Here is a 23,196-nt window from a genome sequence, read left to right on the forward strand (position 1 = left end):
GCGAATTATACGCCCCGGTTCCGTTCGTAAGATAGATTAGGAACCGCCGCCCAGAACGGTTTCGTTCGCGACAGTATCCTGTACTTTTGCCAGCTCAGGATCCGAGACCAGACCGTACTCGGCCAGCGGGCCGTCGGGTCCAGCGACCTCGTCTGCGACGAAGAACTCAGCATATTCCTTCAGGCCGGGGATCACGCCGATGTGGGCTTTCTTCACGTAGAAGAACAGCGGGCGCGAAACCGGATACTCGCCCGAAGCGATCGATTCAGTCGAGGGAACGATGCCGGACATGGTCGCAACCTGCAGCTTGTCGGTGTTGTTCTCGTAGAACGCCAGACCAAAGACGCCGATGCCGTCTTTGTTGCTGTCGATACGGGCCAGAGTTTCGGTGTAGTCGCCGTCGATGTCGACCGACACACCGTCGGTGCGCAGAGCGATACAGGCTTTCTCGGCCGCTTTCTTGTCATCGCCATTTGCGGCTTTGTAGACGTCGAAATCGCCCAGGTGCTCACAACCGGCGAGGATCACCTTGTCTTCAAACACTTCACGAGTGCCGTGCTTGGTGCCGGGGATAAAGGCTGCGATCGGCTGCGAAGGGAACGCGGGGTTCACGTCGGCCCAGGTTTTGTTCGGGTTGTCGACCAGTTGACCATCAACAACGATCTGCGCGGACAGGGCTTTGTACCAGTCTTCCGGCGTGAACTCGAACGAGTTGCCGTTGATGTCGGATGCGAAAACGATGCCGTCATAACCGATCTGAACTTCGATGATGTCGGTTACACCATTTTCGGCACAGGCCGCGATTTCTTTTTCACGGATGGCGCGCGATGCGTTGGCAACGTCGATGGTGTTTTCGCCAACACCTTCGCAGAAACGCTTGAGGCCAGCCGACGAACCGCCCGATTCAACAACCGGCGTCGGGAAGTCAAAGTTCTCACCGAAGGCTTCAGCAACGATCGAGGCATAAGGCAGGACGGTTGACGAACCAGCAACCTGAACCTGATCACGAGCAGCAGCAGTTGTAGCCGAGACAGCAGCAATAGCCAGCGCAGAAGCCGACAGTTTTACAAAGGACATTTCAGTCTCCCTGAAAAGATAGATTTTGATCACCCCATGATGATCCTGCGCGCTTCCCTAAGTGCGTCGCGTAAGCCTTTTGTGACAGGTATGTAACGCTTTTATGACACCTTGCTTGGTTCGGAGGTGACGTAGCGGAAAATAACGCAGGCTTCAGAACCAAATTTTGCGGTCAGGATTCAGCAAACGGATTGGATTAACGCGGCAAAATCACTGTAAACACGGAACCTTTTCCAAGGTCACTTTCAACGCGCAGCCGACCACGGTGGCGATTTACGATATGTTTCACAATCGCAAGACCCAGACCGGTTCCACCCAGTTCGCGCGATCTGTGACTGTCGGCGCGATAGAATCGCTCAGTCAGACGCGGCAGATGCGTCGCATCGATTCCCGGCCCCTTGTCGATGACCTGTACCCGCACAGCGGGGCCACGTATCGCGGTATCTCGCTCTGAGGACGTGATGCGCACTTCGACCACGCCACCGCTGCCGCCGTATTTGATGCCGTTTTCGATCAGGTTGGTAAACACCTGACGCAGTTGATCGCTGTCCCCCGGCAACGAAACTGGACCCTGAGTCGCGGCGAGTGTCAATTCGACCCCGGCATCTTCGGCCAGCGGACGCAAAGAGTTCAGGATCGACTGCAACAACCCTGTCAACTCTAGTTGCTCTTTCGGGCGAACGCGCTCCTCGCTTTCAACCCGGTTCAGCGAAAGCAAGTCACCGACCAGCCTGTTCATGCGGTTGGCTTCATCGGTCATGATCTGCAAAAACCGCTCACGCGCGACGGCATCGTCACGGGCGGGTCCTCGCAACGTTTCAATGAACCCCATCAAGGCGGTCAGCGGGGTGCGCAGCTCGTGGCTGACATTGGCAACGAAATCGCGGCGCATTTGTCCGGCCTGTTCCAGATGGGTGACGTCCTGAAAGATCGACAGCACCGCGCCGCCGGAAACCGCACCGACACCCTTCATATACCGGCACTGAACCTCAAAAGTCGTGTCCTGAGCAACGTCGTTCGCCAGATGACGCGTTTTTGCCGGGCCTCTTGTTCGCAGGCTCTGCTCCATGGCTTCGATGACCTGAGGCTGCCTTAGAATGGTGGCGAAATGCCTGCCCTCAATACCCGGACCAAGCAACGTCTTGGCGTCTGTATTGGCAGCGATAATGCGCTCTGTCTGATCAACCATCAAAGCCGGCATTGGAATGGCCGCGACAAATTCGATTAGTTTGTCATTGGACATGGAAACAATCCCTTGGCGGCGATCAGACCGCTTTCATGGTGTCCCGGAATTTGCGCATGTTGCTCTGATAATGCAGGGCGCTTAGGGTCAGTCTCTGCGCGGCCGCATCATCCAACTGACGGACGACCTTACCCGGCGATCCCATAACAAGTGAGTTGTCGGGGATCTCTTTCCCTTCCGTAATCAAAGCCCCTGCCCCGATCAGGCAGTTCTTGCCGATCTTCCCCCCGTTCAAGACGATCGCACCCATTCCGATCAAAGAGTTCTCGCCAATCGTACAGCCATGCAACATGACCTTGTGGCCGATGGTGCAATTCTTGCCGATGGTCAGCGGAAAACCCGGATCGACATGCATGACGCAGTTTTCCTGCACGTTGCTGCCTTCACCGACGCGAATTTCTTCGTGGTCGGCGCGAAGGGTACAGCCGAACCAGACCGAGGCACCCTGCTCCATCACCACTTTGCCGATCAGGTTGGCATCCGGCGCCGCCCATGTGTCATCGTGAATTTGCGGCGTATGCTCACCAAGTGCGTAAACGGTCATGACAGGCCCTCGAATTCATTTTGTAGCGCGCGAACGTGGTTTTGCAGGCTCGGTTGTTGGATGCGCCGCATTCGTTCGGCGCTGACGATGGTCTTCAGCTTTTCTTCTGTCGACGCCAGATCGTCATTGACCAGAACGTAATCGTAGTATCCCCAGTGGCTGATCTCGTCCCAGCTTTTCAGCATCCGCTTTGCGATCACGTCCGCACTGTCCTGCCCACGGGTTTCCAACCGACGGCGCAGTTCGGGGATCGATGGCGGCAGGATAAAGATCGAAAGCGCGTGTTTGCCAAGGTCCGAGTTACGGATCTGAACTTCACCCTGCCAATCCACGTCGAACAAAACGTCTTTGCCGCTGTTGATCGACTCGCGGACCGGCCCGGCGGGTGAGCCGTAAAAGTTTCCGAAAACATGCGCGTGTTCCAGCATCTGGCCCTCGGCAACCTGCTGTTTGAACGCATCCTCTGTCAGAAAGAAATACTCGCGGCCATGTTCTTCGCCGGGACGAGGGGCGCGCGTCGTGGCCGAGACCGAAAACTCCAGATCGGTATCCCACTGCATCAGCCGCTTGGCCAAGGTGGATTTCCCTGCACCGGATGGCGAGGACAAAATGATGAGTAGGCCGCGTCGATCCGCCATTTGGCGCTCCTGTCGTTATTCTACGTTCTGAACTTGCTCGCGCATCTGATCTATTACGGCCTTCAACTCAAGCCCCACCGAAGTCAGATCAGCACTTTGCGCCTTGGAACACAGGGTATTGGCCTCTCGGTTGAACTCCTGCATCAGAAAGTCGAGCTTTCGGCCGACCGCTACGTCCTGTTCCAGCAAATCCCGCGCTGCTAAGACATGTGCTTTCAGGCGGTCGATTTCTTCCGTTATATCAGCCTTGACCGCGATCAGGGCCAATTCCTGTGCCACACGGTCCGGGTCGGCACCCTGCGCGTTATCCATGACGCGCGCTAGGTTCTCACGCAATGAGTCCGCAACCTTGTCCTTGCGCTGTTCGGCCAAATCTGCGGCCTGAATCGTCAACTCTGCAACTTGGTCTAACTGACCGTTCAGAATCTTTGAAAGCGCCTGACCTTCTGCCTCACGCATCGCAATAAACTCGGCCAAAAGCCCCAAAAACTCGGCGCTCAGATGGCTAACCAACGGCGCTGGATCATCCACGTCACTGCCTGCGTCCAACATGCCTTTCAGGGCGATCAGCTCGGCGGGGCTTGGCGTGGCCAGGCTCAAGTCCCGAGCAGCAGCCATTTGCTGTGTCTTGACCACAGCATCCAGAGCCGCAGCCATCGCAGCTTCGTTCAAAACAAGGTCCGGAGCACTTTCATCACGGCTCAATCGCAGGGACAGCGTGACATTCCCCCGGCTCAGAGCCTTGGACATTTGCGCACGCAGAGCAACCTCAAGGCCGGTCAACCATTCAGGAGCACGCACGCGCATGTCCAGCCCCTTGCCATTGACGCTGCGCAACTCCCACGTCCAGCTATGCGGCCCAAATGTCCCTTTGCCCGAGGCAAACCCAGTCATGGATCTGATCATGCCCGCCCTTTCGTCGCTGCTCGTCTCTAATTTCTTGACCGCACCTAATGCCATCACAGCACGCAGGGCAAGAGTTTGCTGATTTGGTCACTGCCGATGGCAGGTTAACCATTCATTAAAGAATTCCTCCAAGATTGGCGTAACCCATGTCAATCTCGCCCGTGTCAGGGCTGGTTATTCAAATATGTCCCCGCTATCTGGCATTTTAAACAAATCAGGGTCAATTGGCGCTAGGGTTATGAAATGAAAACCTTTTTCGGAAACGGTTCCGGGTCAAGTTTTGGAAAGATCGTCTCGATGGATCGCTTTGATAGTGGGCGCAGCGTTTCGCCCATCCGCCAAGCCGAAGCATATTGGACCGCACTGTTGACAGGTCGCGGAGTGCCCATGCGATCCCAGATTGATCCGCGCGGGCTTGAGAACATTCTGGAATACACCTTCATCCTTGAACGTATAGCGCCCGGCCTGGCCCGGTACAGGCTGGCAGGCAGCCATTTGAACAATCTAGCGGGCATGGAGGTTCGCGGCATGCCCCTGACAACCTTCTTTGAACCCTCGGCACGATCGCAGGTTACCGACACTCTGGAACAGGTTTTTGCCGGACCCGCTATTGCCGAACTCACGCTGGAGTCCGGTGGAAAACCGGGACGCACGCGCCTGCAAGCCCGCATGATCCTCTTGCCGCTCAAAAGCGATCTCGGCGATGTAAGCCGTGCTTTTGGGGTTTTGGTCAGCGACGGAGCAATAGGGGCAACGCCAAGGCGATTTGAAGTGTCCGGACAAAAGGTTCGAGCGGCAACGACACCTCACATGCCGACGCAGACCCGTGAACCAGTCGCGGCTGGATTTGCTGAAAAACCGATAGAGTTCAAACAGCAGAAGCCACATTTGCGACTGGTTGTATCACGCGAAGACTGACTCCGCCGCCTGAAACAAAAAAAGCGAGCCGTAGCTCGCTTTTTTCTGGGTTAGCTCACGGCTCGTTTTCCGCGGTCGCGCCGCAGGTTCGTCAGTTCCTCAGCCACAAGGAAGGCCAATTCCAACGATTGCGACGCGTTCAAACGGGGGTCGCAAGCAGTGTGATAACGATCCGACAGATCCTCTTCGGTCACGGCCCGAACACCACCTGTGCATTCGGTTACGTCCAGTCCGGTCATCTCAAAATGCACACCGCCGGGGATTGTGCCCTCGGCCTGGTGCACGCCAAAGAAGTCGCGAACTTCGCGCAGGACTGAATCAAACGGACGTGTCTTATAGCCCGTTGCCGATTTGATGGTGTTGCCGTGCATCGGGTCGCAGACCCATGTCACCTTGGCACCTTCTTCTTTCACGGCCTTGACCAGACGCGGCAGATGCTCACCGGCCTTACCTGCTCCGAAACGCGCGATCAGGGTCAGGCGACCCTCTTCGTTTTCGGGGTTCAGCTTGGACATCAGAACCTTCAGGTCTTCCGCCGTCGTGGTCGGACCGCATTTCAGACCAATCGGGTTCAACACACCGCGGCAGAATTCTACATGCGCACCGTCGGGTTGACGGGTGCGGTCGCCGATCCAGATCATGTGGCCAGATCCGGCCAGCCAGTTGCCAGAAGTTGAATCCAGGCGCGTCAGCGCCTCTTCATATTCCAGCAGCAGGCTTTCGTGGCTGGTGTAGAACTCCACGGTCGAGAACTCATGCGTGGTGTCGGCTGTGATACCTGCGGCGTTCATAAAGTCGATCGTGTCCTGAATCCGGTCCGCGATCTCAGAGTATTTCTGAACGTCCTGTTCATCCGTGAAGCCCAAAGTCCACGAATGCACCATGCTCATATCGGCGAAACCACCGGTCGAGAAGGCGCGCAAAAGGTTTAGTGTCGCGGCCGCCTGCGTATAGGCCTGCAGCATCTTGCCCGGATTCGGGATACGTGCCTCTGGCGTAAAAGCCAGCTCGTTGATGATGTCGCCACGGTAGCTTGGCAGTTCCACACCATCGACCACCTCGGTCGGGGCGCTGCGCGGCTTGGCAAACTGCCCTGCCATCCGGCCAACTTTGACCACCGGCACTTTGGCGCCATATGTCAGCACCATCGCCATCTGCAGCATCACCTTGAACGTGTCGCGAATTGCGTCCGCGCTGAATTGTTCAAAGCTTTCAGCGCAATCGCCGCCTTGCAGCAAGAACGCCTCACCGCGTCCAGCAGCGCCCAGATGCTGTTTCAAGCGCCGCGCTTCGCCCGCAAAAACCAGCGGGGGATACTGCGAAAGCTGGGCCTCGACCTTGGCCAGCGCGGCCGCGTCGGTATAATCTGGCATCTGAACTCGGGGCTTGTTGCGCCAGTTCGTTTTTTGCCACTCGGTCATAGCTTTGATCTCCGCTGAAGTACTCAGGTCGTCTCTATACAAAAAGCAAGGAAGAGTGACCATATCCGATTTGCGCCTCTTGACGTGGGAAACAAGCTTTGATCATGGTGGCTGTCAAATCTGTCGCCGACGTAACGTCATAAGGCGCCGAATCAAGGACACCTCGCCATGCAAGAGCAACGCCAAGTTGTCACGGTGGAAGACACTGCGGCTAACCCTCGGAACTTCGTGTTTGTCCTGCTGGACAAGTTTTCCCTGCTGTCCTTCGCTTCGGCGCTGGACAGTCTGCGTATTGCAAACCGAATGGCAGACAAGCAACTTTACTCATGGACGTTCATGGGTGAAGGCGGAGACACCGTAAACTGCTCGGCTGGAACGGAATTCAAGCTGGACAGCGACTTGGTCGAGCTTCAACGTGATGATGTCATATTGATATGCGGCGGTGTCGACGTTCAGGCCGCGACGACCAAAAAGGTTCTGAACTGGGTGCGCCGAGAAGCCCGGCGCGGCTTGCGTATCGGCGGATTGTGCACGGCCGCCTACACTCTGGCCAAGGCCGGGCTACTGGACGGAAAACGCGCCACGATCCATTGGGAAAACTCGGACAGCTTCATTGAGGAGTTTGACGAGGTCGAACTAACCAAGTCCGTTTTTCAGATTGACGGCAATCGTATGACCACGGCGGGCGGGACTTCATCCATTGACCTGATGCTGAAAATCATCGCGGACGATTACGGCGAAGACCTTGCCAATGCGGTGGCCGACCAGATGATCTATTCCTCGATCCGCACCGATCAGGACACGCAGCGCCTGTCGACGCCCACCCGCATCGGCGTGCGCCATCCCAAGCTGAGCCAGGTCATCCTGATGATGGAAAAGAACATCGAGGAACCGATCTCGCCCTCGATCCTCGCTAAGGATGTGGGCATGTCGACCCGGCAGTTGGAACGCCTGTTCCGGCGCTATCTCAGCCGGTCACCCAAACGGTATTATATGGAACTGCGCCTGCACAAAGCGCGTAACCTGCTGATGCAGACGGATATGAGCGTGATCAACGTGGCGCTGGCCTGTGGTTTTGCCAGTCCCTCGCATTTCTCGAAATGCTACCGCGCGCATTACAACACCACACCATACAGAGAGCGTGGCGCGCAAGGTGGTCGCTTGTCGGTTTAACCGTCTGGCGACATTCGATAAACCGCACCCTGCCCCACGGAAATAAACCAGATAGAACCGTCGGGCGCTTCGACGATGTCCCGGACACGCTCGGTCTCGGCTCCTTTGATCTGCTCGACTTCCCTTAGGGGCGATCCTTCAAGCCGAGCGATATAGCTGAACTTGAGCGAACCTACGAAGATGTCACCTTTCCACTCGGGCCAGAGTTTGCCGGAATAGACCATCAATCCTGACGGTGCGATGGAAGGGTCCCAGTAAAGCTCTGGCTGCTCCATCCCTGACTTTGCGGTGCCTTCGCCGATTGGTTTGCCTGAGTAGTGCTTTCCGTATGAAATCACCGGCCAGCCAAAGTTACGGCCCGGCCGGACCAGATTCACTTCATCTCCGCCCTGCGCACCATGTTCTGACGTCCACAGACGCCCTCGCGCATCGAGACCCGCGCCTTGTGGGTTTCGGTGCCCGAAAGACCAAATCTCTGGCCTGATATCGGGCTGACCGACAAACGGGTTGTCAGAGGGCACCGAGCCATCCCGATTTATTCGGACGACCGAGCCGATGTGGTTCGACCTGTCCTGAGCCTGTGGCCGATCACCACGATCACCAATCGTGACAAACAAGGTTCCGTCATTCGCTTCCACGACCCGAGAACCAAAATGCCGACCGCCTGAGCCTCCGGGAACAGCTTCAAAGATGACCCGCACGTTCGTGAGGCGCTTTTCATTCTCTGACAAGCGCGCGACCGCCACGGCGGTGCCCGCACCACCTTTTTGACGCTTGGAAAACGTCAGAAACACCTCGCGAGTCTGGGCGAAGTCGCGAGCGACAGTCACATCCAGCAAGCCGCCCTGCCCTTTGGCGACCACGTCCGGCACTCCGCGGACGCGCTCGGCCCTGCCGTCAGCGACATGCAAAAGCTCTCCGTCCCGCTCGGTGACAAGGAATGAACCATCCGGCAACACTCCGACCGCCCAAGGCGTGTCCAACCCTTCGACCAGCGGCGACACCCTTACAGAACCAACCGAAGTCTTGAGTATGTCAGCACTGACCGTCGTCGCACTCAGCAACAAAACCAGAATCGCAATTGACCGAAACATCATGAACTCCACCTTTGGGACACCGCTACAACCTAAGAAAAACAAATAGGATTATGGGCCGCAAAAACACGTTTGCGTTAGGACTTTTCTTTTCGGAACAGCTTGCCTAGGGTCATGCCCAGAACGAATACGTTCACAATAGGGAGTAACCATATGAAAAAGCTGCTTACAGCAACTGCAGCAACCGCTCTGCTGTCCGGCACCGCAATGGCCGAAGACGTGACGCTGGGCGTCCTGTTTGGCTTTACCGGACCGATTGAATCGTTGGCCCCCGCAATGGGATCGGGCGCAGAACTGGCAATGGCCGAAGTCACCGAATCCGGAAAACTGCTGGACGGTTCGTCCGTGTCGGCATCCCGCGCTGACACTGGCTGCATCGACAACGGTCTGGCCACCTCGAATGGCGAACGCATGATCGCAGACGGTGTTGCTGGCATCATCGGCGGCGACTGCTCGGGCGTGACCGGCGCGATCCTGCAAAACGTCGCTATCCCGAACGGCATGGTCATGATCTCGCCGTCGGCAACCTCGCCCGGCCTGTCGACCATGGAAGACAACGGCCTGTTCTTCCGCACCGCACCATCGGATGCGCGCGAAGGTCAGGTGATGGCCGACATCCTGAACGACCGTGGCATCAGCTCAATCGCTCTGACCTACACAAACAATGACTACGGCAAAGGTCTGGCGGACGCGATCCAGTCCTCGTTCGAGGCATCGGGTGGCGAAGTCACCATCGTCGCCGCGCACGAAGACGGCAAGGCCGACTACTCGGCCGAAGTTGGTGCACTGGCCTCGGCCGGTGGCGACATTCTGGTCGTTGCTGGTTATCTGGATCAAGGCGGCCTGGGCATCATTCAGTCGGCACTGGACAGCGGTGCGTTCGACACGTTCGGCCTGCCCGGTGGCATGATTGGAGACTCGCTGCCTGCCAATGTCGGCCCCGACCTGAACGGCTCGTTCGGTCAGATCGCCGGTTCGGGTGGTGAAGGTGCCGAGAAGTACTTTGCCATGGCCGAAGCCGCTGGTTTCGACGGCTCGTCGCCCTATTCGCCTGAAAGCTATGACGCCGCAGCGCTGTTCATGCTGGCAATGCAGGCCGCCGGGTCCACCAACCCTGCTGACTATGGCGCCAAGATCATGGACGTCGCCAACGCTCCGGGTGAGAAAATCTATCCCGGTGAGCTGGCCAAGGGCTTGGAACTGCTGGCCGCTGGTCAGGACGTCGATTATGTCGGCGCGTCGGGTGTTGAACTGATCGGCCCCGGTGAAAGCGCGGGTTCGTATCGTGAGATCGAAGTCACCGACGGCGAAAACAAGACCGTCAACTTCCGTTGATCAGACTTATTAGGTCATAAGAACAAGCAGCCCGGGCCTTGTGCCCGGGCTGTTTCAATGAAAAAAGGCCGCACCCCGGCCAACGGGGATGCGATAAGAGCGCCGAAAATGGCGGCTAGGGGAAAAAATGATCGTCGTCGAAGACGTGCACAAGCATTTCGGCGGGTTTCACGCGGTGGACGGGGCATCGCTGGAAATCCAGAAGGGCTCGATCACCGGTCTGATTGGGCCGAACGGGGCCGGAAAAACCACTCTGTTCAATGTGATCGCGGGCGTTCTGCCGCCGACAAGCGGCAAGGTTCATATGGATGGTGAGGACATCACCGGCCTTCCCCCGCATGAGCTGTTCCACAAGGGTCTGCTGCGCACCTTCCAGATCGCGCATGAGTTTTCCTCGATGACGTGCCGTGAAAACCTGATGATGGTGCCGGGCGCGCAATCGGGTGAATCGCTGTGGAACACATGGTTCGGCCGCAAGCGCATCGCCGATGAGGAACGCGCGCTGCGCGCCAAGGCCGATGAGGTGCTGGAGTTTCTGACTATCGAACATCTAGCCGATCACAAGGCGGGTCAGGTCTCGGGCGGTCAAAAGAAACTGCTAGAGCTTGGCCGCACCATGATGGTCGACGCCAAGATCGTCTTTCTGGACGAGGTCGGCGCGGGTGTGAACCGCACCCTGCTGATGACCATCGCCGACACGATCCTGCGTCTGAACAAGGAACGCGGCTATACCTTTGTGGTCATCGAGCATGACATGGATTTCATCGGCAAAATCTGCGACCCAGTCATCTGTATGGCCGAAGGGAAAGTTCTGGCCGAGGGGACTCTGGACGAGATCAAAGCGAATGAGCACGTGATCGAGGCCTATCTGGGCACCGGCCTGAAAAACAAAGACAAGCTGGAGGCCCAAACATGACCGCTGGCGTAAGCGACAATCCTTATCACGACGACAAGGGCAACAAGGACGCCTCGATCACCAACACGCACGGCGTCGGCACCATGACCCCCGCTCATCGCAAAAGCGGTAAGACGCATAAGGTCGAGGGCGGCCCGTTCCTGATTGGGGACACCATGACAGGCGGTTACGGCAAAGGCCCGGACATCCTGCACGACTGCACCATCGCGGTCGACAAAGGCGAGATTGCCGTGATCGTCGGCCCCAATGGTGCGGGCAAATCCACTGCTATGAAGGCCGTGTTCGGGATGCTGGACGTCCGCGCTGGCGCGGTGCGGCTGGACGGCGAGGATATCACCACCCTGTCGCCGCAGGATCGGGTGATCAAGGGAATGGGCTTTGTGCCGCAGACCTCGAACATCTTCACCTCAATGACGGTGGAAGAGAACCTTGAGATGGGCGCTTTCATCCGCCGCGACGATATTTCTGAGACGATGGAGCAGGTCTATGACCTCTTCCCCATCCTGCGCGACAAGCGCAACCAAGCCGCCGGAGAGTTGTCGGGTGGTCAACGCCAACAGGTCGCCGTGGGCCGCGCGTTGATGACTCAACCCAAAGTGCTGATGCTGGACGAACCCACCGCCGGTGTCTCGCCCATCGTGATGGATGAACTATTCGACCGCATCATCGAGGTTTCTCGCACCGGGCTGCCGATCTTGATGGTCGAGCAGAACGCGCGTCAGGCACTGGAGATCGCGGACAAGGGATATGTGCTGGTTCAGGGGCGCAACGCCTATACCGGCACGGGCAAGGAACTGCTGGCCGATCCCGAAGTGCGTAAGAGTTTCTTGGGGGGGTGAGGATGCGAAAAGCCTACTATCTCGCCGCTTTTTTTGTATGTCTTTTTGGCGCAACCTTTTTTGCCGGCACTACCGCCCTCGTAGCCAAACAGGGCGAAACTGAGTTTGTCTTGCGTTGTATGTTTGAAGGCGAACGAAAGGTCAGTCTGATTGCGACCGAAAGCCAAGTGGTCTGGCACGAAAATGGTGTCGAGTATTCGACCAAAGATTGGACCGATATTCGGATTACGCATGACCCCATACTAACGGTGTTTGCTTATGGACCTGGCATCGGCAGCCCAAGGCTTGATATCTTTCAAGGCGTCACTCATTCGGACAAACCAAACTACGAACTAGGGACTGCGATCATAAGTGAAACACTTGTTGGTCGAGACAAACTTCTGACAAAGACAGTCGAAGGTTTCTGCGAAGCGGAGAAACAAAACTAATGGACTTCCTCAACGCCCTTGTGGCGCTCTCCAACTTCGTTCTTGTTCCCGCAATCGCCTATGGCAGCCAGTTGGCGCTGGGCGCTTTGGGGGTGACGCTGATCTATGGCATCCTGCGGTTCTCGAACTTTGCCCATGGCGATACGATGGCCTTTGGCGCGATGATCGCCGTTCTGGTCACATGGGGCCTGCAAGCCGCCGGGGTCAGTTTCGGGCCGCTGCCGACCGCTTTGCTGGCCCTGCCCTTTGCCATTCTGGGCTGCATCGTTCTGGTGCTGATCACCGACCGGCTGGTTTACAGGTTCTACCGCGAACAAAAGGCCAAGCCGGTCATACTGGTGATCGTGTCGATGGGCGTGATGTTCATCATGAACGGCCTCGTGCGGTTTATCATTGGGCCGGACGATCAGCGGTTCTCGGACGGGGCGCGGTTCATCGTCTCGGCGCGGGATTTCAAGGCGATGACCGGCCTGCGTGAGGGGTTGGCCATCAAGACCTCTCAGGGCATTACCGTGATCGTGGCCGTTGTCGCTGTGGCGCTGTTGTTCTGGTTCCTGAACAAGACACGCACCGGCAAGTCGATGCGCGCCTATTCCGATAACGAGGATTTGGCGCTGCTGTCCGGCATCAACCCCGAGCGCGTGGTGATGATCACATGGATCATTGTCGCAGCGCTGGCGACCACGGCAGGGGTGCTCTATGGCCTCGACAAGAGCTTTAAGCCCTTCGTCTACTTCCAGCTTCTGCTGCCGATCTTTGCCTCGGCCATTGTCGGCGGTCTTGGCAATCCGATTGGTGCCATCGCGGGCGGGTTTATCATCGCGTTTTCCGAAGTGACCATCACCTATGCGTGGAAAAAGGTGCTGACCTATCTGGCACCCGAAGGTTTGGAGCCGTCAGGCCTCGTTCAATTCCTGTCCACCGACTACAAATTCGCCGTCAGCTTCGTGATCCTGCTGATCGTGCTTCTGTTTAAGCCCACGGGCCTGTTCAAGGGGAAAGCGGTATGAGCGAGTCCGTCAAAAACACGCTGCTTTTCATAGCGGTCGGCTCTTTGATCCTGCTGACCGGCTTCACGCAAAGCTGGAACGCGGCGATCCTGATCCTGAACATGGGGCTGATCTCGGCGATCATGGCTATCGGGGTGAACCTGCAATGGGGCTTTGCCGGGCTGTTCAACGTGGGCGTCATGGGATTTGTCGCGCTGGGCGGATTGGCGGTGGTGCTGATCTCGACCCCGCCCACACCGGGCGCGTGGTCAGCCGGAGGGTACGGCATCCTGTTGGCCCTGCTGTTGGGGGCTGCAACGGTGGTCGCTGCTGTGATGGTCGCTACGCGAATGCCAAAAGGGCGGGTGCAGACCCTATCTATCATCGGCATTCTCATCGCCGGGTTCTTTATCTATCGCGCGGTATTCGATCCCAGCATCGCAGCGGTCGAGGCGATTGACCCCGCAGTCGCCGGCAATATTGGCGGCCTGAACCTGCCCGTATTGTTGGCATGGCCCGCGGGCGGCTTGCTTGCGGCAGGTGCGGCTTGGCTTATCGGTAAGACAGCTTTGGGTCTGCGGTCGGACTATCTGGCGATCGCCACGCTTGGGATCGCCGAGATCATCATAGCAGTGATGAAGAATGAGGATTGGCTGGCCCGTGGCGTCAAGAACGTCTACGGCATCCCGCGCCCTGCTCCGGTGGTTGGCTATGAGGTGGACTTGCAAGCTGATCCGAGCTTCCTTGCGCGGGCCGAGTGGCTTGGTTTGGATCCCGTCACGGCGTCGACACTCTCGGTCAAGCTGGGGTATTCGCTGCTGTTCCTGATCGTCTTGGTGGCACTGTTGTGGATGGCGCAGATGGCGCTTAAGAGTCCGTGGGGACGCATGATGCGTGCCATTCGTGACAATGAGGTCGCAGCCGAGGCGATGGGAAAGGATGTCACCCGCCGCCATCTTCAGATATTTGTGCTTGGCTCTGCAATCTGTGGAATCGCGGGCGCTATGATGACCACTCTGGACGGTCAGTTGACTCCAAGCGCGTATCAACCGTTGCGGTTTACATTCCTTGTCTGGGTCATGGTTATCGTCGGCGGATCGGGCAACAATTTCGGAGCGGTTCTGGGCGCCTTCCTGATCTGGTTCTTGTGGGTTCAGGTCGAACCGATCGGCTTGTGGATGATGAACCTGATTACGGCCGGAATGCCTGATGGCAGTGCGCTCAAGGCCCACCTGATCGAAAGTGCCGCGCATATGCGTCTGTTTACCATGGGTCTGATCCTTCTCATCGTGCTTAGGTTCAGCCCACGAGGACTGATCCCCGAAAAATAGGACCGTCTGAAATCTATTTATAAACCGCGCCAACTGTTTGGCGCGGTTTGTTGATTTCACCTCTTGGGTTGTTTAGACGAAAAAGAGCCGCTTTGGTTCGGGCAACCGCTCCGCCCGGTCTGAATGATGCGGACATCCTGATGAGTATGAAAAGAGTTCACATGACACCCTCGATAGCCAAAAAAGTTCTTTTTCTTCCACTTGTTGCTGGTTTGGCCGGATGTATTCCGTCCCCCGAAGACCTGGAAAGCACTCCAGTCAAAGTCCAGACCTCTCAGGGCGTAGTCACCTGCCAGCTCTACCGCCCGGATCGCGTTGTCTGGGATCGCGCCATTGATTTCCCGGCTGACAAGATGTCGGTGCCAGAGGCAGACGCCTACTGTAAGCAGGAAGGCCAGCGTCGGTTGAAATAGCGGGAATGGGATCGCGCCGGGCCTATTTTACCCGGCGCGCTGCCCTAGTTGTTTTTGAATAGACCGCCGAGGATACCGCGAACGATCCTGCGCCCGGTGGTGCCTTTCAGTTCCTTGATGACAGCCTCACTCATGGCGGTTGCAAACGTGTCCTTTTTGCGTGTGACACGGGACGAAGACCGCCCGACCCTGCTGCCGGAATAGCGTCGCGCAGTCGCAAACTCCCGTTCGGCCACGGATTGCGATTCCGACTGTTCTTCGGCTTCGGCTGCGGCGCTTGCGGCGGCCTCGGCACGGGATTTCAAAATCTCAAAGGCGGACTCTCGATCCTTCAGAACGTCATATTTCGCTTTCATCGGTGACGCATCTATCACAGCCTGACGCTCGGCCTCTGTGACCGGGCCTAGCTGTGAACCGGGTGGCCTGATCAATGTCCGCTCGACAATACCCGGCACGCCCTTTTTCTGAAGCATCGAGGTTACAGCCTCGCCCACGCCGACTTCACGTATTGCGGCCTCGGTATCAAACGCCGGGTTCTCGCGATATGTCTCGGCCGCAAGGCGCAGGTTCTTCCTGTCCCGCGCCGTAAAAGCGCGGAGTGCGTGTTGAATCCGGTTTCCTAACTGACCCAGGATGTCTTCTGGAATATCCGCTGGGTTCTGCGAAATAAAATAGACGCCCACCCCCTTCGAGCGGATCAGACGCGCGACCTGTTCGACCTTGTCCACAAGAACCTTTGGGGCATCCTCAAACAGCAGGTGGGCCTCATCAAAGAAAAACACCAGCTTTGGTTTATCCGGATCGCCGACCTCAGGCAGTTCTTCAAACAATTCGCTGAGCAACCACAAAAGGAAAGTCGCATAGAGACGCGGAGCGCCCATCAGCTTGTCAGAGGCAAGGATATTCACGACGCCCTGCCCGTTTTCGTCAACACGCATCAGATCCGCAAGTTCCAGAGCAGGCTCACCGAACAGGTTGGTACCGCCTTGGTTCTCCAAGACCAGTAACCGCCGCTGAATAGCGCCAATCGAAGCCGTCGACACGTTGCCAAAACGTAATGAGAGTTGTGCGCGGTTCTCGCCGATCCAAACCAGCAGCGATTGCAGGTCCTTGAGATCCAGCAGCGGCATCCCTTCTTCGTCCGCCACACGAAAGGCGATATTCAGAATACCTTCTTGCGCCTCACTCAAGTCCATCAGACGAGACAGAAGCAGCGGACCCATCTCGGTTACCGTTGTGCGGACGGGGTGCCCTTGTTTTCCGAACAGGTCCCAGAACGCAACCGGGCACGCGGCATAAGAATAGTCTGCGAAACCAATTTTCTTGGCGCGTTCATGAAAGGGTTCGTGTAATTTATGCGTTTCACTGCCTGCCTTCGCCAAGCCCGACAGATCACCCTTTACGTCCGACAAAAACACCGGAACGCCTGCCTGCGAAAATCCTTCGGCCAGAATTTGCAATGTCACCGTTTTGCCTGTCCCGGTGGCACCAGCAATCAATCCATGCCGATTGGCGTATTTTAGCGTCAAACTCTGCGGCTGGTCATAGGCTTCACCCGCGCCGCCTAGAAAAATGCCTTTTGTCATTAAATTAACGTCCCCAATTCCACCGGTCTGACCCAAGCATACAAAGTTAACATTTAACTGCGATAGTCTAATCGTTGCCTCTGCGGTGAGAGGTGCGAGGCAACATATTCCTCCCTGTCGACTGGCCGCGCTTTCGAGCGCGGCTTTTTTAAGTTTTCCGCCTATGTCATTAAATTTTCAGGTTTGCAGTTGACCGACGCGTTCCCCTTTCGTAACGTCTGCGCATAACTAAGTCGGCCAGTCCGACGGGGAGAAAATTCAAGTGAAGGGAGCCGCTCCACCGGCTCCCTTTTTCGTTGTGAAAGGCGGTCTTTTCTACGTTTAACCGGCAAGAATCCGATCACTTCCACTTATTTAAGTAGCTTAATGCCTGACACCTAGTTGCAAGGATGCTAGACCGGGCAAAAAGCTAAACCAATCTGCCGAGGCATTCATGCTCAAGAAACTTCTCTCACTCAACATTGTTGGCGCTGTGCTTTTGTCTGGTGCGGTGACAGCCCAGGAAACCCAGTCAAACGATTCTCAACCATCGCAAGCCGACAGTGGTCTTGACCTGGGGCAGTCGGGACCGCGTGTTGGCGAACAATTCGTCAAGGAAACGTCGGGCGATTGGGAGGTTTCGTGCATCAAGGCCGAAGAAGGTGAAGATCCCTGTGCTTTGGTCCAAATTCTGAACGGCCAGCAAGGGGAACCCATTGCCGAAGTAACCATCGGCAAACTGCCTGCTGGCGGCGCGGCTGTTGCATGGGCCAGCGTGATCGTTCCTCTTGAAACCCTGCTTCAGGCGCAACTTGCCCTGTCGATCGATGGCGCGCCGCGCAAACTCTACAACTATCACCACTGCGTTCCTGTTGGCTGTGTTGCCCAACTGGGCTTGAGCCAAGCCGATATCGACGCAATGAAAGCTGGCACCAAAGCGGTTCTATCACTGGTTCCAGCGCGCTTTCCGGATCAGGTCCTTGCAATGGACATGTCTCTGGCCGGGTTTACCGCAGGGTTTGATGGCCTGAGCGCAGAGCAAAGCCAATAAAAATGTCCAAAGGCGGCTGAATCAGCGGCCGCCTTTTCTGCCGGACTGAGTACCGCTCAGACCTTTTTCAGCGCCAAGACCGCGTTCAGGCCACCGAACGCAAACGCATTGCTCAAGGCGACTTCAACCTTGGCGTCGCGTGCTTCATTTGGCACCACATCCAATGCGCATTCGGGGTCAGGTTCTTCGTAGCCAATAGTCGGAGCGATCACTCCGTCTCGCAAAGCCATGATACAGGCCAGCAGTTCCACCGCTCCGGTTCCGCCAATCAGGTGCCCGTGCATCGATTTGGTGGAGGACATCATCAGTTCGTCTGCATGGGGCCCGAACACATCGGCCACGGCAGCACATTCGGTCTTGTCGTTGGCTGCGGTGCCTGTGCCGTGCGCATTGATATAACCGACCTGATCCGCGTTCAGTCCAGCATCCGTCAAAGCGCCAGACATAGCGCGCGCGGCCCCTTGTTTGCTGGGCATTACGATATCGGAGGCATCCGATGACATCGCGAACCCGACGACTTCGCACAAAATATCCGCACCACGTGCGCGGGCATGTTCGTATTCCTCGAACACGAAAACTCCAGCGCCTTCGCCCTGAACCATTCCATTCCGGTTCGCGCTGAACGGGCGGCAGGCGTCCTTGGACATGACGCGCAACCCTTCCCATGCCTTGACGCCACCAAAGCACAGCATGGATTCCGAGCCACCGGTCAGCATGGTCGGCGCGGCACCACTGCGCACCATCTGAAACGCCAGCGCCATCGCGTGGTTGGACGAGGCACAGGCGGTCGAAACAGTAAAGCTCGGCCCCTTGAGGTTATGCTCCATCGACACATGGCTGGCAGCCGCGTTGTTCATCAGCTTTGGCACGACAAACGGGTGGACCCGGTTCTTTCCATCCTCGTAGACAGACCGATAATTATCATCCCACGTTGAAACTCCGCCCCCAGCCGTGCCCAACACAACACCGGATCGCGCCGCCAGATCACCGTGAAACTCGATACCTGACTGCTCGATCGCTTCTTTCGCAGCGGTCAGCGTAAATTGCGTGAAACGGTCATATAAAGTCATTTGCTGACGGTTAAACCGGCCTTCAGCCTCAAACCCCCGAACCTGACCACCGATTTTGATCGCCAAACGTTCAACGTCGCGGAACTCAAGCTCAGAAATACCACAGCGACCTTCGCGCATCGCTTCCAGAGTGGCTGGCACAGAATGGCCCAGCGAATTGATCGTCCCGGCCCCGGTAATAACAACGCGTTTCATGAGATTGCGTCAGACCTTTTCCGACACAAGTTTCTCGATGCCCGCAATGATCGCAGCAACGTTCGAGATGTCGAAATCACCGGCCGTTGGCTCATTGGCGTTGAACGGAACGGTGATGTCGAATTCTTCTTCGATGGCGAAAATACTCTCAACCAAACCCAAGCTGTCGATCCCAAGATCCTCGAGCGTACTTTCGGGCGTCACATCCGAAGGTTCCAACACTGCCTGCTCGGCGATGATGGCGATGACGCGGTCGGTGATGCTCATGTCGAACCTCTGATTTTCACGTTGAGGATGATTTAATCGCTCGGAGCCTGTTTGAAAACAGCCTTTTTGAGCGCCTCTACGTCACGGGCCATACGCGGCAGGCGTCGCTGCGCCTTGTAGATGTCGGTATGAGTTTCCATCTTTACCGCCGGATACCCCATGATCACACGACCGGCGGGCACATTGGACAGAATCTTCGTGCCTCCAGCAGCGATCACACCGTCCGCAACGAAAATGTTGTCTGAAACGCCGGACTGTCCGCCCAGTACCACGTTGTTGCCAATCTCGACCGAGCCGGAAATGCCGGATTGTCCGCACAACAGGCAATCCTTGCCGATACGCGTGTTATGCCCAACATGCACAAGGTTATCCAGTTTCGTGCCATCACCGATATACGTGTTGCGGATCGTCCCGTTGTCGATCGTGGTATTTGCGCCAATCTCGACATCATTGCCAATCTCAACCGCACCCAACGAGTGGATACGCAACCAGCTTTGTGCCCGCGTATCCCCTTGATCACCCATAGTTTTTCGTACATTTTCAACACCGGAAACTTCGGGGGTCACAAAGCTGAACCCATCACTCCCGATCCGGGTGCCAGGCTGTGCGATAAACCGATCCCCGATCCGGGCGCGGGCGCCAATACTGACCATCTCTCGCAGGAACGCATTTTCGCCTAGAACGACATCCATCCCGACAACACAATGCGCCCCAATCACCGAACCTTTGCCAACTTTTGCCCTGGCACCGATGACTGTCAAAGGACCGATCGAAACATTGTCGCCCAGCTCGGCCGTGGGGTCGACAACCGCTGACGGGTGAATTCCGGGCTCGACACCCTGCCCCCGGTCAAGCATCGAGGTGACCCCGGCCATTGCCATACGTGGGCGAGACACAAATATGGCCGCCTCAAGCCCAAGACTTTGCCAGTCCGCGCCTTCCCACAGAATTGCGGCCCTTGCCGATCCCGGTTTGAGCGCCTCGGCATATTTCGGCGACATTGCCATCGCCAGATCCAACGGTCCGGCATCGCCAGGCTCTGCGGCCCTTACGATAGTCAAGCTATCATCACCCTGGCTTTCTGCACCCAGAGCTTCGGCGATCTGTTGAATTGTGTACTGCATGTCGGGCTTCCCGGGTTAAGGTCCTAACCCGGTGATTACCCCTGAACGTCCGGCAGGGCTACCCCTGCTTTCTGCAGAGCCTCCCAGATCTTCCGATCACGGTCATAGACATCGCGCCGATACTGAACCTCTCCTTTCGGGCCGATATAGGCCGTACGATAGATAAGGTGTACTGGCACATGCGTTTCCAAGGGCACAGTGGTTTCCCTTCCAGTCGCAAGAATGCGATGGAAAAACGCCTTTGGGTCTTCTTCCTGTTTTGCCAGCAACGCGTAAGCAAACTCGAACGGTTGCGCCAGACGAATACATCCGTGCGAGAAAGCCCGCACTTCACGAGCGAACAGGCTTTTTTGCGGCGTATCATGCAGATAAATGTTGTACTGGTTTGGGAACATAAACTTCACCAGCCCCAAAGCATTGCTCTGGCTCGGCGGCTGTCGCATGGCAAAAGGGAAGTTCCGGGCATTGAACTGCGTAAAGTCCACAGCCCCTCTGTTTACCTGCCGACCACTGCGATCCGTAATCTGGATATGACCCACGGCATTTGGATTGGATTGCAGCTTGGGCAAATATTCCTTTGTGATGATCGAGCGCGGAACATACCAACTTGGATTGATAACCATATGTTCCATTTCGTCCGAGAACTCGGGACTGCGCCGGTCATGCGTGTTTTTCCCAATCACCGTGCGCGTCTCGAACGTGACCAGACCGTCATCGATAATTTTCGCAGAAAAGTCCGCCTGGTTTACAAGAATGTGCCGATCGCCCCGCTCTTTTGGCAACCAGCGTTCACGCTCCAACGCGACGTAAACCACCTTTAGTCGGTCGGATGCACTGCGATTCAACTCGGAAATCGTGCCCGGCCCTGCGACCCCGTCCGGTGCAAGACCGTGATCGGACTGAAATTTCTTAACGGCGGCAAGCAGCGCATCATCGAAACTGGGGGCCGCTGTGGGTTTTAAATACCCCATTGCGATCAGCCGGTTACGCATCTTGATTACGGCAGGTCCGGTGTCACCATATTCGAGCTTGCCTTCTGGAACGCTCCCGCCCCAACCGCCCTGCTCGATCGTTTTCTGCAAGGCGAGTTTCTGCTTCATCAGCGCCCTATACTGGGCCGTCTGTGGTGCAAGCCGCTCAAAATAAGCCGCATCGTGGGCAAGCAAGCCTTGAAGATGATCCTCGGCAGATCGACGGTCGACCTTTCGCACAAGCCCTTTGTCAATTTCCGCAGGCATAAGCGCACCCGAATAAAGGTCGTTTGAATAAGCAAGAAATGCTTTCGTTAGCGAAATCTCGACCGCCCCCAAATCCCGCATGGATCGGGCGTCCTGCATCTGAGTAAGCAATCGCTGAACATCGTATGCCCCGTTGGGCAAACCGTGCATATCAGCCCCGGACAAAGCCCGGATCAACCCCGCCCTGCGGTCTTCATGAGCAGGCGTGTCCCCAACCCAAACCGGTGAAAACCCGGTGGAGCGGTAAAATTCAGCGACACCTGAGCCCGAGGGCAAATACTCGGCGACAGCCATTTGAAACGCGGTCGCAGGTTTGTTTTCGGCACTCGCCAAAGCCGTTGAGGCAGCAAAACAAGCCGCAAATACAAGGCTGGATGACGCACGAAATAAGGCTCGCATGAGATGACCCTGATTATTCAATAACTTGGACGTTTCAGTGTTCACGTCGAACAAATATGGTTTTGAGCAGGACCCCTTGTCCATTCACAAATACATCACCTTAAATCTTCTTCCATTGCGTGATGCCCGTTTGCATCGGCAAGAGTCCGGCATAACCCATCTGCTTAAAGAATATACCGAAAAACATCACCTGCGCAAAAAACTGCCGAAAATTCCCCCTATAAAAGATGAATATGAAAGACTTCTTGGCGGGCTTTCGCGTCTGTGTCATAAATCCCGCATCTGGGATGGGAAAAAATTAAGAATGCGCGCGTAACATCGTGCGCAGGCAGGAACAGTACGGGACGAAACAATAATGACTACGAGCAGTACTTCGGGCATGACCCGGCGTGCCCTATTGGGCGCATTTGCAGCTACGGCAGTTGTCGCGGCACCTACTTATTCCAATGCAGCAGGATTTCTCCGCGGCGGTGGCGATATCCGGCGTATTCGCATGTATTCGGGTCGCACCGGCGAACGGATCGATATGATCTATTGGGTCGACGGCAAATACATCAAGGACGCCGTCAAGGAAGTGAACCACTTCATGCGTGACTGGCGCACGGACCAGGTCAAATCCATGGACCTGCGTACCATCGACATCATGGCTGCCTCTCACAACCTGCTGGACGTTGACGAACCCTATATGCTGCTGTCGGGTTATCGCTCGCCGCAGACAAACGCGATGTTGCGGTCCCGCTCGCGTCGTGTTGCGAAGAATTCACTGCATATGAAAGGTCAGGCCGCTGACCTTCGCTTGTCGTCACGTTCGGTCTCGCAAATGGCCAAGGCCGCAATATCCTGCCGCGCCGGTGGCGTGGGCAAATACTCCCGTTCAAACTTCGTTCATATGGATTGCGGTGAGATCCGTAGCTGGGGCGGATAACAGCCCGGCATCACTTCAAAACGACGAGCGCCCCTGGGCGCTCTTTGTTTTTTGGAGGGGCGCAATTAGACGCACAATCCACATCGAGCACCAAACG

At 56.6% G+C, this 23,196-nt stretch carries 24 protein-coding genes; 12 read left to right on the top strand and 12 right to left on the bottom strand.

Features of this window, described 5'->3' with window-relative positions; all coding sequences use genetic code 11:
• Nucleotides 1-36 precede the first annotated feature (36 nt).
• The 5 genes from ACR0KS_RS14455 to ACR0KS_RS14475 form a co-directional block, all read right to left on the bottom strand.
• Nucleotides 37-1,077 carry a substrate-binding domain-containing protein gene (locus tag ACR0KS_RS14455; protein ID WP_170566585.1) on the bottom strand — a complete coding sequence of 347 codons (1,041 nt, stop codon included), beginning with the start codon at nucleotides 1,075-1,077 and terminating at the stop codon, nucleotides 37-39.
• Between the two features lie 196 nt (nucleotides 1,078-1,273).
• Nucleotides 1,274-2,320: an ATP-binding protein gene (locus ACR0KS_RS14460; RefSeq protein WP_170566583.1), complete on the bottom strand. Its 1,047-nt coding sequence runs from the start codon at nucleotides 2,318-2,320 to the stop codon at nucleotides 1,274-1,276.
• Between the two features lie 22 nt (nucleotides 2,321-2,342).
• Complete coding sequence (locus tag ACR0KS_RS14465) at nucleotides 2,343-2,864, bottom strand: gamma carbonic anhydrase family protein (protein ID WP_170566581.1); 522 nt, start codon at nucleotides 2,862-2,864, stop codon at nucleotides 2,343-2,345.
• On the bottom strand, nucleotides 2,861-3,502 hold the full coding sequence (gene gmk / locus ACR0KS_RS14470) for a guanylate kinase (RefSeq protein WP_170485398.1): 642 nt from the start codon (nucleotides 3,500-3,502) through the stop codon (nucleotides 2,861-2,863). Before gmk ends, ACR0KS_RS14465 begins: the two co-directional genes overlap by 4 nt.
• A gap of 15 nt (nucleotides 3,503-3,517) precedes the next feature.
• The gene (locus ACR0KS_RS14475; RefSeq protein ID WP_170566579.1) at nucleotides 3,518-4,408 is read right to left on the bottom strand and encodes a YicC/YloC family endoribonuclease; all 891 of its coding nucleotides are present in this window, start codon (nucleotides 4,406-4,408) and stop codon (nucleotides 3,518-3,520) included.
• A 243-nt stretch (nucleotides 4,409-4,651) separates the two neighbouring features.
• Between ACR0KS_RS14475 and ACR0KS_RS14480 the strand changes: the two genes are divergently transcribed.
• A complete protein-coding gene (locus ACR0KS_RS14480; protein ID WP_170566577.1) occupies nucleotides 4,652-5,326 on the top strand; it encodes a PAS domain-containing protein in 675 nt (224 codons plus the stop codon).
• 50 nt (nucleotides 5,327-5,376) lie between these two features.
• Here the strand turns inward: ACR0KS_RS14480 and ACR0KS_RS14485 are convergent, their stop codons facing one another.
• Entirely contained in the window at nucleotides 5,377-6,747 is a 1,371-nt protein-coding gene (locus ACR0KS_RS14485; protein WP_170389297.1) for a class II 3-deoxy-7-phosphoheptulonate synthase, read from the bottom strand.
• Between the two features lie 168 nt (nucleotides 6,748-6,915).
• Between ACR0KS_RS14485 and ACR0KS_RS14490 the strand changes: the two genes are divergently transcribed.
• Nucleotides 6,916-7,920: a GlxA family transcriptional regulator gene (locus ACR0KS_RS14490; protein ID WP_170389296.1), complete on the top strand. Its 1,005-nt coding sequence runs from the start codon at nucleotides 6,916-6,918 to the stop codon at nucleotides 7,918-7,920.
• Here the strand turns inward: ACR0KS_RS14490 and ACR0KS_RS14495 are convergent.
• Nucleotides 7,917-9,014 carry a PQQ-dependent sugar dehydrogenase gene (locus tag ACR0KS_RS14495; RefSeq protein WP_170566794.1) on the bottom strand — a complete coding sequence of 366 codons (1,098 nt, stop codon included), beginning with the start codon at nucleotides 9,012-9,014 and terminating at the stop codon, nucleotides 7,917-7,919. The genes ACR0KS_RS14490 and ACR0KS_RS14495 overlap by 4 nt on opposite strands.
• A 153-nt stretch (nucleotides 9,015-9,167) precedes the next feature.
• Here ACR0KS_RS14495 and ACR0KS_RS14500 point away from each other — a divergent pair, with 153 nt between their 5' ends.
• The 7 genes from ACR0KS_RS14500 to ACR0KS_RS14530 all read left to right on the top strand — a co-directional run bounded on the left by ACR0KS_RS14500 (nucleotide 9,168) and on the right by ACR0KS_RS14530 (nucleotide 15,265).
• Nucleotides 9,168-10,349, top strand: coding sequence for an ABC transporter substrate-binding protein (locus ACR0KS_RS14500; protein ID WP_170389295.1), 1,182 nt, complete (start codon nucleotides 9,168-9,170; stop codon nucleotides 10,347-10,349).
• Nucleotides 10,350-10,476: 127 nt separating this feature from the next.
• Nucleotides 10,477-11,265, top strand: coding sequence for an ABC transporter ATP-binding protein (locus ACR0KS_RS14505; protein ID WP_170389294.1), 789 nt, complete (start codon nucleotides 10,477-10,479; stop codon nucleotides 11,263-11,265).
• Entirely contained in the window at nucleotides 11,262-12,104 is an 843-nt protein-coding gene (locus ACR0KS_RS14510; RefSeq protein WP_170566575.1) for an ABC transporter ATP-binding protein, read from the top strand. Before ACR0KS_RS14505 ends, ACR0KS_RS14510 begins: the two co-directional genes overlap by 4 nt.
• A gap of 2 nt (nucleotides 12,105-12,106) precedes the next feature.
• Nucleotides 12,107-12,532, top strand: a complete 426-nt coding sequence (locus ACR0KS_RS14515) for a hypothetical protein (RefSeq protein ID WP_170566573.1) — start codon at nucleotides 12,107-12,109, stop codon at nucleotides 12,530-12,532.
• Complete coding sequence (locus tag ACR0KS_RS14520; RefSeq protein ID WP_170389292.1) at nucleotides 12,532-13,542, top strand: branched-chain amino acid ABC transporter permease; 1,011 nt, start codon at nucleotides 12,532-12,534, stop codon at nucleotides 13,540-13,542. The genes ACR0KS_RS14515 and ACR0KS_RS14520 overlap by 1 nt, the downstream gene beginning before the upstream one ends.
• Nucleotides 13,539-14,852: a branched-chain amino acid ABC transporter permease gene (locus ACR0KS_RS14525; RefSeq protein ID WP_170553411.1), complete on the top strand. Its 1,314-nt coding sequence runs from the start codon at nucleotides 13,539-13,541 to the stop codon at nucleotides 14,850-14,852. Before ACR0KS_RS14520 ends, ACR0KS_RS14525 begins: the two co-directional genes overlap by 4 nt.
• A 140-nt stretch (nucleotides 14,853-14,992) precedes the next feature.
• Nucleotides 14,993-15,265 carry a hypothetical protein gene (locus tag ACR0KS_RS14530; RefSeq protein WP_480681961.1) on the top strand — a complete coding sequence of 91 codons (273 nt, stop codon included), beginning with the start codon at nucleotides 14,993-14,995 and terminating at the stop codon, nucleotides 15,263-15,265.
• Nucleotides 15,266-15,309: 44 nt separating this feature from the next.
• Here the strand turns inward: ACR0KS_RS14530 and ACR0KS_RS14535 are convergent, their stop codons facing one another.
• Entirely contained in the window at nucleotides 15,310-16,851 is a 1,542-nt protein-coding gene (locus ACR0KS_RS14535; protein WP_170566571.1) for a helicase HerA-like domain-containing protein, read from the bottom strand.
• Nucleotides 16,852-17,284: 433 nt separating this feature from the next.
• On the opposite strand from ACR0KS_RS14535, the gene ACR0KS_RS14540 reads away from it, so the two are divergent.
• Nucleotides 17,285-17,881 carry an invasion associated locus B family protein gene (locus ACR0KS_RS14540; RefSeq protein ID WP_170566569.1) on the top strand — a complete coding sequence of 199 codons (597 nt, stop codon included), beginning with the start codon at nucleotides 17,285-17,287 and terminating at the stop codon, nucleotides 17,879-17,881.
• A gap of 56 nt (nucleotides 17,882-17,937) precedes the next feature.
• On the opposite strand, the gene ACR0KS_RS14545 is transcribed toward ACR0KS_RS14540, so the two are convergent.
• From ACR0KS_RS14545 to ACR0KS_RS14560, 4 genes are read right to left on the bottom strand one after another with little or no spacing between them, the layout of a single operon-like run.
• Complete coding sequence (locus tag ACR0KS_RS14545; protein WP_170389288.1) at nucleotides 17,938-19,146, bottom strand: beta-ketoacyl-[acyl-carrier-protein] synthase family protein; 1,209 nt, start codon at nucleotides 19,144-19,146, stop codon at nucleotides 17,938-17,940.
• Nucleotides 19,147-19,155: 9 nt separating this feature from the next.
• Entirely contained in the window at nucleotides 19,156-19,413 is a 258-nt protein-coding gene (locus ACR0KS_RS14550) for an acyl carrier protein (RefSeq protein WP_170389287.1), read from the bottom strand.
• A gap of 32 nt (nucleotides 19,414-19,445) precedes the next feature.
• A complete protein-coding gene (gene lpxD / locus ACR0KS_RS14555; RefSeq protein WP_170485375.1) occupies nucleotides 19,446-20,537 on the bottom strand; it encodes a UDP-3-O-(3-hydroxymyristoyl)glucosamine N-acyltransferase in 1,092 nt (363 codons plus the stop codon).
• A 35-nt stretch (nucleotides 20,538-20,572) separates the two neighbouring features.
• On the bottom strand, nucleotides 20,573-22,174 hold the full coding sequence (locus ACR0KS_RS14560) for a L,D-transpeptidase scaffold domain-containing protein (protein ID WP_170566567.1): 1,602 nt from the start codon (nucleotides 22,172-22,174) through the stop codon (nucleotides 20,573-20,575).
• A gap of 76 nt (nucleotides 22,175-22,250) precedes the next feature.
• Here ACR0KS_RS14560 and ACR0KS_RS14565 point away from each other — a divergent pair, with 76 nt between their 5' ends.
• Together ACR0KS_RS14565 and mepK are read left to right on the top strand one after the other, a co-directional pair.
• Nucleotides 22,251-22,490 (top strand): hypothetical protein, encoded by a 240-nt coding sequence (locus ACR0KS_RS14565; protein ID WP_170566565.1) that lies wholly within the window; start codon nucleotides 22,251-22,253, stop codon nucleotides 22,488-22,490.
• Nucleotides 22,491-22,529: 39 nt separating this feature from the next.
• Nucleotides 22,530-23,099, top strand: a complete 570-nt coding sequence (mepK, locus tag ACR0KS_RS14570; protein ID WP_170389283.1) for a peptidoglycan L,D-endopeptidase MepK — start codon at nucleotides 22,530-22,532, stop codon at nucleotides 23,097-23,099.
• The last annotated feature ends 97 nt before the right edge of the window (nucleotides 23,100-23,196 follow it).

This window comes from Ruegeria sp. BC7 (genome assembly GCF_056539165.1).

Bases quoted from the DNA above. Each gene is read 5' to 3' on its own strand.
- ACR0KS_RS14455 (WP_170566585.1), bottom strand. From the start codon at position 1,077: ATGTCCTTTGTAAAACTGTCGGCTTCTGCGCTGGCTATTGCTGCTGTC.
- ACR0KS_RS14460 (WP_170566583.1), bottom strand. From the start codon at position 2,320: ATGTCCAATGACAAACTAATCGAATTTGTCGCGGCCATTCCAATGCCG.
- ACR0KS_RS14465 (WP_170566581.1), bottom strand. From the start codon at position 2,864: ATGACCGTTTACGCACTTGGTGAGCATACGCCGCAAATTCACGATGAC.
- gmk (WP_170485398.1), bottom strand. From the start codon at position 3,502: ATGGCGGATCGACGCGGCCTACTCATCATTTTGTCCTCGCCATCCGGT.
- ACR0KS_RS14475 (WP_170566579.1), bottom strand. From the start codon at position 4,408: ATGATCAGATCCATGACTGGGTTTGCCTCGGGCAAAGGGACATTTGGG.
- ACR0KS_RS14480 (WP_170566577.1), top strand. From the start codon at position 4,652: ATGAAAACCTTTTTCGGAAACGGTTCCGGGTCAAGTTTTGGAAAGATC.
- ACR0KS_RS14485 (WP_170389297.1), bottom strand. From the start codon at position 6,747: ATGACCGAGTGGCAAAAAACGAACTGGCGCAACAAGCCCCGAGTTCAG.
- ACR0KS_RS14490 (WP_170389296.1), top strand. From the start codon at position 6,916: ATGCAAGAGCAACGCCAAGTTGTCACGGTGGAAGACACTGCGGCTAAC.
- ACR0KS_RS14495 (WP_170566794.1), bottom strand. From the start codon at position 9,014: ATGTTTCGGTCAATTGCGATTCTGGTTTTGTTGCTGAGTGCGACGACG.
- ACR0KS_RS14500 (WP_170389295.1), top strand. From the start codon at position 9,168: ATGAAAAAGCTGCTTACAGCAACTGCAGCAACCGCTCTGCTGTCCGGC.
- ACR0KS_RS14505 (WP_170389294.1), top strand. From the start codon at position 10,477: ATGATCGTCGTCGAAGACGTGCACAAGCATTTCGGCGGGTTTCACGCG.
- ACR0KS_RS14510 (WP_170566575.1), top strand. From the start codon at position 11,262: ATGACCGCTGGCGTAAGCGACAATCCTTATCACGACGACAAGGGCAAC.
- ACR0KS_RS14515 (WP_170566573.1), top strand. From the start codon at position 12,107: ATGCGAAAAGCCTACTATCTCGCCGCTTTTTTTGTATGTCTTTTTGGC.
- ACR0KS_RS14520 (WP_170389292.1), top strand. From the start codon at position 12,532: ATGGACTTCCTCAACGCCCTTGTGGCGCTCTCCAACTTCGTTCTTGTT.
- ACR0KS_RS14525 (WP_170553411.1), top strand. From the start codon at position 13,539: ATGAGCGAGTCCGTCAAAAACACGCTGCTTTTCATAGCGGTCGGCTCT.
- ACR0KS_RS14530 (WP_480681961.1), top strand. From the start codon at position 14,993: ATGAGTATGAAAAGAGTTCACATGACACCCTCGATAGCCAAAAAAGTT.
- ACR0KS_RS14535 (WP_170566571.1), bottom strand. From the start codon at position 16,851: ATGACAAAAGGCATTTTTCTAGGCGGCGCGGGTGAAGCCTATGACCAG.
- ACR0KS_RS14540 (WP_170566569.1), top strand. From the start codon at position 17,285: ATGCTCAAGAAACTTCTCTCACTCAACATTGTTGGCGCTGTGCTTTTG.
- ACR0KS_RS14545 (WP_170389288.1), bottom strand. From the start codon at position 19,146: ATGAAACGCGTTGTTATTACCGGGGCCGGGACGATCAATTCGCTGGGC.
- ACR0KS_RS14550 (WP_170389287.1), bottom strand. From the start codon at position 19,413: ATGAGCATCACCGACCGCGTCATCGCCATCATCGCCGAGCAGGCAGTG.
- lpxD (WP_170485375.1), bottom strand. From the start codon at position 20,537: ATGCAGTACACAATTCAACAGATCGCCGAAGCTCTGGGTGCAGAAAGC.
- ACR0KS_RS14560 (WP_170566567.1), bottom strand. From the start codon at position 22,174: ATGCGAGCCTTATTTCGTGCGTCATCCAGCCTTGTATTTGCGGCTTGT.
- mepK (WP_170389283.1), top strand. From the start codon at position 22,530: ATGACTACGAGCAGTACTTCGGGCATGACCCGGCGTGCCCTATTGGGC.